This window comes from Sphingomonas faeni (genome assembly GCF_040407495.1).
Lineage (GTDB): Bacteria > Pseudomonadota > Alphaproteobacteria > Sphingomonadales > Sphingomonadaceae > Sphingomonas > Sphingomonas faeni_D.
In genome coordinates this window covers 189,515-201,857 of the sequence record NZ_JAPZPP010000005.1, presented here as the reverse complement: position 1 = coordinate 201,857, position 12,343 = coordinate 189,515, and the positions used below count along the sequence as shown (strand labels likewise).

At 65.9% G+C, this 12,343-nt stretch carries 10 protein-coding genes; 2 read left to right on the top strand and 8 right to left on the bottom strand.

Features of this window, described 5'->3' with window-relative positions:
- The first annotated feature begins 5 nt into the window (after nucleotides 1-5).
- On the top strand, nucleotides 6-1,115 hold the full coding sequence (locus O6W96_RS15900) for a DUF3667 domain-containing protein (RefSeq protein WP_353470465.1): 1,110 nt from the start codon (nucleotides 6-8) through the stop codon (nucleotides 1,113-1,115).
- Nucleotides 1,116-1,265: 150 nt separating this feature from the next.
- Here O6W96_RS15900 and O6W96_RS15895 read toward each other — a convergent pair whose 3' ends face one another.
- The 7 genes from O6W96_RS15895 to ruvB form a co-directional block, all read right to left on the bottom strand.
- Nucleotides 1,266-1,643, bottom strand: coding sequence for a hypothetical protein (locus O6W96_RS15895; RefSeq protein ID WP_353470464.1), 378 nt, complete (start codon nucleotides 1,641-1,643; stop codon nucleotides 1,266-1,268).
- A gap of 62 nt (nucleotides 1,644-1,705) precedes the next feature.
- Nucleotides 1,706-3,613: an ATP-dependent zinc metalloprotease FtsH gene (ftsH, locus tag O6W96_RS15890; protein WP_243644099.1), complete on the bottom strand. Its 1,908-nt coding sequence runs from the start codon at nucleotides 3,611-3,613 to the stop codon at nucleotides 1,706-1,708.
- A gap of 185 nt (nucleotides 3,614-3,798) precedes the next feature.
- Nucleotides 3,799-4,767 carry a tRNA lysidine(34) synthetase TilS gene (tilS, locus tag O6W96_RS15885; protein ID WP_353470463.1) on the bottom strand — a complete coding sequence of 323 codons (969 nt, stop codon included), beginning with the start codon at nucleotides 4,765-4,767 and terminating at the stop codon, nucleotides 3,799-3,801.
- 193 nt (nucleotides 4,768-4,960) lie between these two features.
- Nucleotides 4,961-5,878 carry a tetratricopeptide repeat protein gene (locus tag O6W96_RS15880; RefSeq protein ID WP_353470462.1) on the bottom strand — a complete coding sequence of 306 codons (918 nt, stop codon included), beginning with the start codon at nucleotides 5,876-5,878 and terminating at the stop codon, nucleotides 4,961-4,963.
- 97 nt (nucleotides 5,879-5,975) lie between these two features.
- Nucleotides 5,976-6,941, bottom strand: a complete 966-nt coding sequence (locus O6W96_RS15875) for a helix-turn-helix domain-containing protein (protein ID WP_353470461.1) — start codon at nucleotides 6,939-6,941, stop codon at nucleotides 5,976-5,978.
- Nucleotides 6,942-7,049: 108 nt separating this feature from the next.
- Complete coding sequence (gene ptsP / locus O6W96_RS15870) at nucleotides 7,050-9,323, bottom strand: phosphoenolpyruvate--protein phosphotransferase (protein ID WP_353470580.1); 2,274 nt, start codon at nucleotides 9,321-9,323, stop codon at nucleotides 7,050-7,052.
- Nucleotides 9,324-9,553: 230 nt separating this feature from the next.
- Entirely contained in the window at nucleotides 9,554-10,579 is a 1,026-nt protein-coding gene (gene ruvB / locus O6W96_RS15865; RefSeq protein ID WP_056061260.1) for a Holliday junction branch migration DNA helicase RuvB, read from the bottom strand.
- A 53-nt stretch (nucleotides 10,580-10,632) separates the two neighbouring features.
- Here ruvB and O6W96_RS15860 point away from each other — a divergent pair, with 53 nt between their 5' ends.
- Nucleotides 10,633-11,538 carry a 2-hydroxyacid dehydrogenase gene (locus tag O6W96_RS15860; protein ID WP_353470460.1) on the top strand — a complete coding sequence of 302 codons (906 nt, stop codon included), beginning with the start codon at nucleotides 10,633-10,635 and terminating at the stop codon, nucleotides 11,536-11,538.
- A gap of 151 nt (nucleotides 11,539-11,689) precedes the next feature.
- Here O6W96_RS15860 and ruvA read toward each other — a convergent pair whose 3' ends face one another.
- On the bottom strand, nucleotides 11,690-12,289 hold the full coding sequence (gene ruvA / locus O6W96_RS15855; RefSeq protein WP_353470459.1) for a Holliday junction branch migration protein RuvA: 600 nt from the start codon (nucleotides 12,287-12,289) through the stop codon (nucleotides 11,690-11,692).
- Nucleotides 12,290-12,343: the final 54 nt, after the last annotated feature.

The following is a 12,343-nucleotide window of genomic DNA, read 5'->3' as shown; positions in this document are numbered from 1 at the left end:
GACGCATGACAGGGGATATTGGGGCAGCGGCGGAGATCGTCACGGGTACAGTCGTCGGACGCGCGTTCGAACCGAGCGCGGGCGAAGCGCATGGTACGTATACGGACCATAGTCCGGACGGTGCACTTTGCCTGAATTGCGGAACGCGATTGCTGGGCGAGCATTGTCACGCCTGCGGCCAATCGGCACATGTCCACCGTTCGCTCGGCGGGATCGGGCATGAGATCGCGCACGGGGTTTTCCATTTCGAAGGCAAGATTTGGCGGACCTTGCCGTTGCTGGTGCTACATCCGGGGGCGCTCACGCGGCGGTACGTCAACGGCGAGCGGGCGCGGTTCGTGTCGCCGCTGGCGCTGTTTCTGTTCACCGTCTTCCTGATGTTCGCGACAATCGGTGCGGTCGGCGGGGAAATGACCAAGGACTTCATCCGGGACGAGCGCACCGGCCAGACGTCAGACTATACGCGCGAAGCCGCCAGGGCTCGCCTCGCGCTGAACAAAGTCGAGGCACAGCAGCAGGTTGCGAAGCGTGCGCCCGCAAAGTATTCGCGGGAACAGCTTGCCACTCTCGATCGGCAGGCGAGCGCGCTGCGTACCTCTGTCCGTGCGCTCGGGGTTGCCGCCGATATGCAGAATGGCGGCACTAACGGCGCGCTTTTCGATCTGGGCGATTTCAAGACCGGCTGGGAACGGCTCGACCACGGGATCGCCAAGGCGAACGGCAATCCGGGCCTGATGTTCTACAAGCTGCAGACCAGCGCGTATAAATATAGCTGGGGGCTGATCCCGTTATCCGTGCCGTTCATGGCGCTTCTTTTCCTTTGGCGACGCCAACATCACCTCTACGATCACGCGATCTTCGTGACCTATTCGCTCGCGTTCATGATGCTGTTGACGATCGTGTTGATCATCGCGGGCATGATCGGTGTTGCGGAGGGTTGGATCGTTATGGCGGCGATATGCGTGCCGCCAGTCCACATGTTCGCGCAACTCGGGGGGGCGTATTCGCTGCGGAAGGGGTCGGCAGCGTGGCGGACGGTCGCGCTGCTGACCTTTGCGTTCACGGTGTTGCTGGCGTTTATCGTGCTGCTGTTACTGCATGGTTTAACGGACTGAGCGTGATCAGGCGGGCTCTACCAACTCCCGTTCGTGCTGAGCGAAGTCGAAGCACCTTCGCGCAGGGCATGCCCTTCGACTTCGCTCAGGACGAGCGGGGGAAAGAGGGCATCCTCGACATCCTTAACTTCCCCAAAACTCCGAACATTCTCAGCGGCAGGGGTAGAGGTTCGCCAGGACGCGGGCGTAGCCGTCCTTGAGGGGGCGCTTCTGGTAGCTAGCGGGGAGTTCGTTCAGGCCGTCGAGCATGTCCATGATACCGACCGACTCACCTTCCGGAACGCAGGCGATCGGCGGTTTACCGGCAGCCGCGCGAGCGGCGCGTTCGGCCTTCAACTGATTGGTCGCAGCCTTTGCTTCGGCCTTGAGCGCGGGAAAATCGGGGGACATCAGCGCCATCGGGCCCTCGTCACGCAACGCGTTAGCGCGCGCAAGGAAGGTGCCGACGGTCATCGCCGCGTTCGCCGGCATCGCCGCGCCGATCATGAGCAGCGCTGCGACTACAGTCTTGGAACGCGAATAAGACATGGGCGGCCTTTCCGGAAAAGACCGCCCATAGAGTTACTTAAGTGACTGCCGGGTGAACCGGATCACGCCCCCAGAGGAGTCGGCGTCCCGAACGGTCCCGACGGACGCCGGGTCTTGGGGATCGACGTACCCGCACGCGGGACGGTCGATGCCTTCGCACCGGGATCCGGCCGATCGAGATCCTCGCCGGCGATCAGCTTCTTGATCTCGTCACCCGTGAGCGTCTCGAATTCGAGCAGCGCACCGGCGACGGTGTGAAGCTGGTCGACGTGATCGCTCAGCACCTGCTTGGCGCGGTCGAGACCACCTTCGACGATCCGCTTGATCTCGTCGTCGATCAGCTGCGCGGTCTGATTCGACATCCGCGACGGACGGCTCGACGAGTATCCCAAGAACGACTCGCCCTCGGGCTCGCCATATTCGAGCGGGCCAACCTTGTCGGACATGCCCCAGCGCGTGACCATGTCGCGGGCCAGACCGGTGGCGTACTGGATGTCGCCAGATGCGCCTGACGACACCTTGTCGTAACCGAAGATGACTTCCTCGGCGACGCGACCGCCCATCGACACGGCCAAGTTCGCGTACATCTTGTCGCGGTGATAGCTGTACGAGTCGCGCTCGGGTAGCCGCATGACCATGCCTAGCGCACGACCGCGCGGAATGATCGTCGCCTTGTGGATCGGATCCGACGCAGCCTCGTGCATCGCGACGACGGCATGGCCGGCCTCGTGGTACGCGGTCATCCGCTTTTCGTCATCGGTCATGACCATGCTGCGACGCTCTGCGCCCATCATGACCTTGTCCTTGGCCTCCTCGAACTCGGCCATCGCCACCAGACGCTTGCCCTTGCGCGCCGCGTGCAGCGCTGCCTCGTTGACGAGGTTGGCGAGATCGGCACCCGAGAACCCGGGCGTACCACGTGCAATGACTCGCGCGTCGACGTCGGGTGCGAGCGGCACCTTCTTCATGTGGACTTCAAGGATCTTGATGCGACCCTCGATATCCGGCCGCGGCACAGTGACCTGACGATCGAAACGGCCCGGGCGCAACAGCGCGGGGTCGAGCACGTCGGGACGGTTGGTCGCCGCGATGATGATGATGCCTTCGTTCGCCTCGAAGCCGTCCATCTCGACGAGCAGCTGGTTCAGCGTCTGCTCGCGCTCGTCATTGCCATTGCCGAGACCGGCACCGCGATGACGACCGACCGCGTCGATCTCGTCGATGAAGACGATGCACGGTGCGGACTTCTTCGCCTGCTCGAACATGTCGCGGACACGGCTTGCGCCGACGCCGACGAACATCTCGACGAAATCGGAGCCCGAGATCGTAAAGAACGGCACGCCCGCCTCACCCGCGATCGCGCGGGCGAGCAGCGTCTTGCCGGTACCCGGCGAACCGACCAGCAGTGCGCCCTTCGGGATCTTGCCGCCGAGACGCGCGAACTTGGTCGGGTCCTTCAGGAACTCGACGATCTCCTCGAGTTCTTCGCGAGCCTCGTCGATGCCGGCGACGTCCTGGAAGGTGACCTTGCCTTCCTTCTGCGTCAGCATCTTGGCGCGCGACTTGCCGAAGCCCATCGCGCCCGAGCCAGAGTTCTTCTGCATCTGCTTCAGCACGAAGAACGCGATGCCGAGGAACAGCAGGAACGGCAGGGACTGATACAGCAGAAGCGCCAGCATCGACGGGCCCTCTTCGGGCTTCGCGCTGATCGAGACGCCCTTCTCGCGCAGCTTCGGCACGAGCGTCGAATCAGGGATGGGGTACGACTTGAACTTCTCGCCCGAGGACAGCGTCCCCGAGATGATATCGCGCGAGATGTTGACGTCCTTGACGGTGCCCTCGTCGACCTTGTCGAGGAACGCCGAATAGGCGATCGTATTGCCACCCGACGCCGCGGTACGGCCGTCGAACATGGTCACGAACAGCGCCAGCGCGAGCAGGATGCCGACCCAGATCAGCAGGCTCTTCATCCAAGGATTGCCGCCGCCGTTTTCGGGACCGCCATTGCCGGGGCCCTGGGGCTTCTGACCGCGGTTGTCGTTGTCGCTCATGGGTGCACGATACCTTTCAGCGCACAAGATAAGCGCGCGCAGGTTAATGGCAATGGAACAACGCGCGACTTGCGTTGATCAGTGTGAACGGACCGGCGCGCGGGTCAGGCTGCAGTTCGACGCGGCGGTGCCTCGCGGAAGCGCCAGACGTCGCCGCGAACGCTGGCGATGATCCCGGCCTGCGTGGTGCGCTTGCCGGCCATCAGCGAGTCGAGCAGGCTTTCGATATTGGCCGCCTCGGTCCATTCGGGCGCGACGATGCCGGCGTCGGTGCGGACCGTGCCGATCGCGCGACGGGCGAGGCGGCGGAGGATCTCGCGGGGAAGGTTCTCGACCGCGAGCTTCACCTCACCGCCGCCGACCTTGGCGCGTTCGGTCCAGATCCAGTCGACCATCGCGCGAACGTCGGTGTCAGTCTCGGCAAGCGCGGCGGCGGCGCGCGCGAGGTTGGGCGTACCGAGCCATTCGTTCTGGTCGAGCAACCGACGGAAGCGGGTGCGATCGTGGCGGTCGTCGTGGTTCGAAGGGTCGTCGAAGAACGGCACCTCGGCACGGCGAACGATCGCGCGGAGTTCGGCGCGGCGCCAGTCGAGCAAGGGGCGGATCACCGTGACGCCGTGAACTTCGGTGCGGGCGCGGACGCCGGCGAGCCCGGCAAGACCGGAGCCGCGGGCGGCGCGCATAAGGAAGGTTTCGGCCTGGTCGTCGGCGTGATGGCCGGTGACGAGCGCCCCTGCCCCGATCGCGCGGGCGTGATCGGTGAGGAGGGCGTAGCGCGTGGTGCGGGCTTGCGCCTGGATGCTGGCGCCGGTGATCGGTTCGGTGGGCGCTAGCGTGGCGTGCGGGATGCCGAGGGTTGCGCAGTGGGCGGCGACCATCGCCGACTCTTCCACCGCTTCGGGGCGGAGGCGGTGGTCGATGCTGGCGACGGTGAAGCCGGGGGGGAGCGCTTCGTGCGCGAGGGTGAGCATCGCCATGCTGTCGGGGCCGCCGGAGACGGCGAACAGCGGGTTGGTGATGTCGCTGGCGAGGCGTGCGAAGTCTACGGCGAAGCGGCGTCCTTCTCCGGTCATACGAAGACAGTCCCGACCGTGGAGAACTCGTCACCCCGGCGGAGGCCGGGGCCCAGTTGGGAAACGTTGCTGATCAAGCGCTGCGATCCGTTACTGCGACCTTTCCAACTGGGCCCCGGCCTCCGCCGGGGTGGGGCTGGTTTGCAAGGTGCAGAAACCAACAGGCGGTCACGCTTAGGCATCGAGGGATCGCTTACTTGCACTTCGCCGCGCTGCGTCCAGCGGCGACCTGGCCCTTCATCGCCGATGCCATCTTGGCCCCGTAAACGTCGTTCAGCTCGTCATACACCTTGCATGCATCCGCCGGCTTGTTGAGCTTGGTCAGCGCCTGCCCGAGATACAACAGGCTGTCCGGCGCGCGCTCGCCTTCGGGCATCTTCTTGTAATTGTCGTAGAACGCCATCGATGCGAGGCTCGGCTTACCCTCGTCGAGATACGACCGGCCGAGCAGGTTCTGCGCATAGCTGGCGCGCTTGCTCTTCGGGAAATCGGCGACGACCTTCTTTAGCTGCGCCTCGGCCTGCGGATACTGCTTGGCCGACCACAGACGGTAGCCGTACATGTACTCGTCCTCCGCCGGATCGCCGGTCGAGGGCTTCTCGACCGAGACCTTGGTCGGTGTCGCCGCGCCGGGCTTGCTCGCCGCTTCGGGGCGCGTGGTCGGGCGCGATGGGCCGCTCGACTGGTCATCGGACCCGATCGGGCCACCCGCCCCCGTCGCGATGAGCGCGGGACCAGTCTCGAGCGTCTTGATCCGTGCGTCGTTCGAGCGGCGGTAATTGTCGAACGCATCCTGCAACTGGCGCGTGCGGTTCTGGTTCTGCTCGATCTGTTCGGTGAGCGAGGTCATCTGCTGTTCGAGCGACGTGACGCGCTGGTTCACGTCGGCAAGCGCGCTGGTCGCGGGCGAGCCTGGCCCCGGGCCCTGCTCGCTCTGCGGCGCGCGGACTTCGGGCTGGAGCATCTGGCCCGCACCACCCGGGAAGACCTTCCGCTGGACCGCGCGCATTTCGCTTTCGAGCTTGCCGACGCGGCCCTCGACGTTTTGTGCCTGTACGGTAGCGGGCAACAGCGCCGAGAGGCAGATGCCGACCAGAATTGACTTACGCATGGGCCACACCCCCCCGGTGGATTGGTTAATCGTCCGGGTATAGCTGCACTACCCATCCTGTCGCCAGCCTTAAGACCCCGGCGATGGTCGGCTGCAATCACGGATTGGGCGTTGCCGTAGCGGCGGGTGGTGGATTGGCGGCTGCGTCCAGATTGGCGCGCTGCGTTTCGCTCAACGGACGGCGCGGCGTGCGGGGACGGCTTGCAGTACGCGACCGCTCGGACCGCGTTGGCGTCGCTTCGGTGGCGGTCGGCGTGGCCTGAGGCTCGGGCGTGCCGGCAATCCGTGCGGCGATGGCGGGTGCCCCCACAGACACGTCCTTAATCGCACGCTCGCCGGTGCCGAGCGCAGGGGCCGCGGCGCCGTTGAGCGTAACCGCCAGCTTGTCCGCGCGACCAATGTTGATCTTCGGATCCTTGGCATCCTTCGGCACATCGAACTTCTCGCCGGGCTTCATCGTGCCGAGGTACAGCGTCTTGTTGTCGGCATCGTAGACGCGCATCCAGACCTCATCCGAGGCGGTCAGCGTGACCTGTCCGTTCGCGGGCGTGGCCGGCGCAGGCACCGGTTGCGCGGTCTGCGCGGCAGGGTTCGGCGCGGTCTCGGCGATCGGCGTCGTGATCGAGGCATTGCTCGATCCGCGGAACATGTCGGTGCCGTACCACAGCCCGACCAGCACCAGCACCGCGATTGCGATGCCCAGCGCAACGATCGCCAACCCACGCGAGGGCACGCGCGACGGATCGGTCATCTCATAGGGTTCGTATTCGGGCTTCTTGCTGCCCAGCTTGGCAACTTCGCCGCGGACCACGTTGGCTATGTGCACCTCGTCGATGCCCATCGCTCTAGCATAGGCCCGGCTAAAACCGACCGCATAGGTCGACGACGGCAGCGTGGAATAATCGGACGCCTCGATCGCCTCGAGGTGACGCAACGGCACGCGGGTCCGCGTCGCGATATCCGCGACGGTCAGGCCCTGCGCCTCGCGCGCCTTGCGGAGAATGTCGCCAGCACGCTCTGGTTGAGCGGGTGCTGCGTTCTGGCCGGTCTCGACCTCGTCCATTCTTATCTCCGAACACGGGCGCGTAGCGTTGCCCGCTATGTCACCCGTCTTTCAGAGGGCCTTAGCCGTGTCAACGCACCGAACGTCTTAACCGCAGCTTTCCACCGATCAGACGATTTCGACACCGTTTTCGGTCGCCCAGTTGGTCAGCGCACCGCGCATGTCGCGTGGCGGGTTGGCCAGCAGCCCTGACATGTATCGGGTCAGCGCAGCGCGATCGAGCGAGCGCGTCATCGCCTTGATCGGGCCGACCGCTGCGGGGGTGATCGACAGCCGATCGATACCGAGCCCGATCAGCGCCATCGCTTCCAGCGGACGCCCGCCCATCTCGCCGCAGACCGCCAGATCGACCGAGGCATCACGAACCGGTGCGACCAGCCGCGCGATGAAGCGGAGGATCGACGGGCTGAGCCAGTCGTAGCGCTCGGCGAGCTTCGGGTTGGCGCGATCGGCGGCGAACAGGAACTGCGTGAGGTCGTTGGTGCCGATCGACAGGAACTCGATCTTCGGGAGCAGGATGTCGAGCATCTCGGCGAGCGCCGGGACTTCAAGCATCGCGCCGTAGCGGATCGCGAGTGGCAGTTTGCGGCCCCTGCCCTCCAGCCAGTGACGCTGCGCCTCGAACAGCGCGCGTGCCTCGTCGAACTCCCACGGCTCGCTGACCATCGGGAACATCACGTTGAGCGTGCGACCCGCGGCGGCTTCGAGCAGCGCGCGTGCCTGCACCTTCATCAACCCGTCGCGCTCCAGGCCGAGGCGCAGCGCGCGCCAGCCCATCGCCGGGTTCTCTTCGTCGGCGTCTTCCTTGTTGAGATACGGCAGCGCCTTGTCGCCACCGATATCGACGGTGCGGAAGATCACCGGGCGATCCCCCGCAGCGTCGAGCACTTCGCGGTAGAGCCGATGCTGGCGCTCGCGTTGCGGCAAGGTAGCGGAGACGAGGAACTGGAATTCGGTGCGGAACAGGCCGATGCCGTCCGCGCCGGTGACGTCGAGCGCCGCCACGTCGTCGCGCAGACCGGCGTTGACCATCAGCGTCAGTCGGTGGCCGTCCTTGGTGATCGGCGGCACGTCGCGCAGCGCCGCGAACGCCGCCTTGCGCTTCTGGCGCATTGCGAGGCGGGCCTCGAACGCCTCCTCCATCGCCGCGGACGGCCGCGCGAAGACGTTGCTCTCGGCGCTGTCGAGCAACAGCATGTCGCCCTCCGCCACCAGCCGGCGGATGTCGCGGACGCGGCCGAGCACGGGCACGCCCATCGCGCGGGCGACGATCGTGACGTGCGCGGTAAGCGAGCCTTCTTCGAGGATCACGCCCTTCAGCCGGCGCTTGTCGTATTCGAGCAGTTCCGCCGGCCCGAGGTTGCGCGCGATCAAAATGGTGTCCTGACGCAAGCCCATCTGCGCGGCGGTACCCATCTGGCCCGAGACGATGCGGAGCAGCCGGTTCGACAGGTCCTCCAGATCGTGCATCCGGTCCGCGAGCAGCGGATCGTCGATCTGGCGCATGCGCTGGCGGGTGCGTTGCTGGACGCGCTCGATCGCCGCCTCGGCGGTCAGGCCGGAGTCGATCGCCTCGTTGATGCGGCGTGCCCAGCCCTCGTCATACGCGAACATCTTGTAGGTCTGGAGCACTTCGACATGCTCGCCGCCGACGCCGAATTCGGCCTCGCGCGTCATCCGGTCGATGCCTTCGCGCATCTTGTCGAACGCCGCATAGACGCGGTGGCGCTCGGCGTCGGTGTCCTCGGCGACGGTGTGCTCGATGTGGATGCGCGGCTGGTGATAGACCGCGTAGCCGGCGCCCATGCCGTCGACCAGCTTCTGGCCGGGGATGCGCATCGCCGCGGTCGACTGCGGCCGATCCGCGCCGCCGCCGGTGGTGTCGATGAGGCCTGCGTTGGCGATCAGTTCGGAGAGCACCATCGCGACCGTCTGCAACGCCTCGATCTCGACGTCGGCATATTTGCGACGGTCGGTGTGCTGGACGGCCAGGACCCCCACCGAACGCTCGCGACGGATGATGGGGACACCCGCGAAGCTGTGGAAGCGGTCCTCGCCGGTCTCGGGCTTATAGGCGAAATCGGGGTGACTGGCGGCCTCGTCGAGGTTGAGCACCTCGACATCCTCGGCGATCGTGCCGACGAGCCCTTCGCCGAGCGCGAGCTTGGTGACGTGGACCGCGGCTTGGTCGAGGCCTCGGGTCGCGAACAGTTCGAGCACGCCTTCGCGGAGCAGGTAGATCGAGCAGACCTCGCTGTCGATCGCGGTGGCGATAATGCCGACGACGGCGTTCAGCTTGGCTTGCGCGGAGGTGCGCGACGCCATCACGTCGTGAAGGCTGGTGAGGATTTCGCGGGCGGAGGCGGCGGCCGAAAGGGGCATTCGCATTGGCTATCAGATGACGCGCTTGGGTGCCACGCAACAAAAGCAGTGTTGGGGTGAAGTTCGATCGATCTGGCGGTGGGGATCCTTACAAATGAGATTGGTGCGGATCGCGGCGAGCAAATCTCATCGGCGACGGTTGCCCTCTCCTTCTTGTTCTCCCGCGAAGGCGGGAGCCCAGTCTGGGTTCCCGCCTTCGCGCGGAAACACGGTAGAGCGAACGCAACCAGTTACGCGTCGAACAGGCCGTCCTGGCTTCCGGCTGGTGGGTTCAGGCCTAAATGCTTCCAGCCGCCAGCGTTCAGGAACCGGCCGCGTGCCGTTCGCGCGATCAGGCCCAACTGGATCAGGTACGGCTCGATCACCTCCTCGATCGTGTCGCGCGGTTCGCTGAGGCCTGCCGCCAGCGTCTCCACCCCGACGGGGCCGCCGCGGTAGATGTCCGCGATCATCATCAGATAGCGGCGATCCATCGCATCGAGCCCAAGCGAATCGACCTCCAGCCGGTTAAGCGCCGCATCCGCCGCCCGCGCATCGACCGTCTCGTGCCCCGCGACATTGGCGAAATCGCGCACTCGTCGCAACAATCGCCCGGCGATGCGCGGCGTGCCTCGCGCACGCCGGGCAATCTCCATCGCGCCGTCCTTGGCGATACCCAAGCCGAGCAACCCGGCGGCGCGCGTGACGACGCGCTCCAGTTCCTCGACGGTATAGAATTGTAACCGCACCGGGATGCCGAAGCGATCCCTCAACGGCGTGGTCAACAACCCCTGTCGCGTGGTGGCGCCGATCAGCGTGAACCGCGGCAGGTCGATCCGCACCGAGCGCGCGGACGGCCCTTCGCCGATCATCAGGTCGAGCGCACGGTCCTCCATCGCCGGGTACAGCACCTCCTCGACCGCAGGCTGCAACCGGTGGATCTCGTCGATGAACAGCACGTCGCCGTCCTCGAGATTGGTCAGCAGCGCGGCGAGATCGCCCGACTTCGCGATCACCGGGCCCGAGGTGGCGCGGAAGCCCACCCCCATCTCGCGCGCCACGATCTGCGCGAGCGTGGTCTTGCCGAGACCCGGCGGCCCGAAGAACAGCACGTGATCGAGCGCATCGCCGCGCGATTTCGCCGCCTGGATGAAGATGCGCAGATTCTCGCGCGCGGCCTTCTGCCCGACGAATTCGTCGAGCGTTTTCGGGCGCAGCGCGGCGTCGACGTCTTCGGGACGCTTGGCGGCAGTCAGGATGCGGTCTGTATCGGTCACACCTTGCGATAGCGCGCTCGCGGTGAAGGGGGCAAGGCGGCTATGGGGCGGTCATGACCAACCACACGCATCCCGACCTATATCTGCTCGGCGGAGTTTCGCCCAAGCTGGAGGCGACGCTCGCCGACCGCTTCACGTTGCACCGCAAGGATCCGCCGGTGACGACGCGCGCGATCGTCGGTGGCGGCAGCAGCGTGGTCGATGCGACGCTGCTCGATCGCCTGCCCGCGCTGGAGATCATCGCGATCCACGGCGTCGGTTACGACGGGATCGACCTTACCGCTACGAAGGCACGGGGCATCGCGGTGACGACGACCCCCGACGTGCTGACCGACGACGTTGCGGATCTCGCGATCGGGCTGATGCTGGCGGTGCAGCGGCGGATCGTCGCGAACGACCGTGCGGTGCGGGGCGACGGGTGGCAGGTCGATCTCGCGCGCCGGGCTAGCGGGCGGCGGATCGGGATCTTCGGGCTGGGTCGGATTGGCAGGGCCATCGCCAGGCGCGTAGTGCCGTTTGCGAGCGAACTTCACTATACCGCACGCTCCGCCAAGCCGGATCTCGCAGGCGTTTTCCATGCCGATATCGCCTCACTCGCAACGGCGTGCGACGTGCTGATCATTGCAGCCCCCGGGGGTGGCGCGACGTCACACGTCGTGGATGCGAATGTTCTCGGAGCGCTTGGCGGGGATGGCATTTTAGTCAACATCGCTCGCGGTAGCCTGGTCGACGAACCGGCGTTGGTAGCGGCGCTTCAGACTGGGACGATCGCCGGGGCGGGGCTCGATGTGTTCGCCGACGAACCTGCCGTTCCCGACGCGCTGAAGGCGATGGATCAGGTGGTCCTGTCACCGCATCAGGGTAGCGCGACCGTCGATGGCAGGGCCGCGATGGCGGCGTTGGTCATTGCGAACCTCGACGCACATTTTGACGGACGACCACTGCCGACTGCACTCTAAGACAGGGACTTGACCCCTTTCCGTTCGCCCTGAGCGAAGTCGAAGGGTGTGCCAGAAAAGGGGCTTCGACTTCGCTCAGCACGAACGGAAGGGGGGAACGAACGGAAGGGGAGTGAGACTAGGCTCAAGACCCAACCGAACGGGTCCGAAATTACGCCTTCGACGCCTTGCGCAGCGCCAATCGCACCAGCGCGTCGAGCGAAGCCCCCGCGCCCAGTTCCTCGTCCGCCGCCGCCACCGCAACACTCGCCTCGTTCGGGCGGAAACCGAGGTTGAGCAACGCCGACACCGCATCCGCCGACGCCCCCGGCGCGGCGTTGACGACCGCCGGTCCAAGCCCGAGCGCGATGCCGCCGACCTTGTCCTTCAATTCCATCACGATACGCTGGGCAAGCTTCGGCCCGACGCCGTTGGCGCGCGCGACCATCGCCTTGTCGCCACTTGCGATCGCGCGCGAAAGATCGACCGGCTCCAGCGCCGACAGGATCGCGAGCGCAACGCGGGCACCGACACCCTGCACGCCCGTCAGCAACCGGAACCAGTCGCGCTCGTCCGCGCTGGAGAACCCGACCAGCCGCTGGAAATCCTCGCCGACCAGCAATTCCGTAAACACCGTGCAAGCCTCGCCGATCGGACCGAGCGCCGATAGCGTCCGCGCCGATGCGCCGACCAGATAGCCGACGCCACCGACGTCGATCACGGCGTGGTCGATGCCGGTGGACTCCAACCTGCCTTTGAGATGCACGATCATTGGATCACGCGGTATAACAAAGGGCGCGCGGCGTCATCCCGTCAAAATCAACGC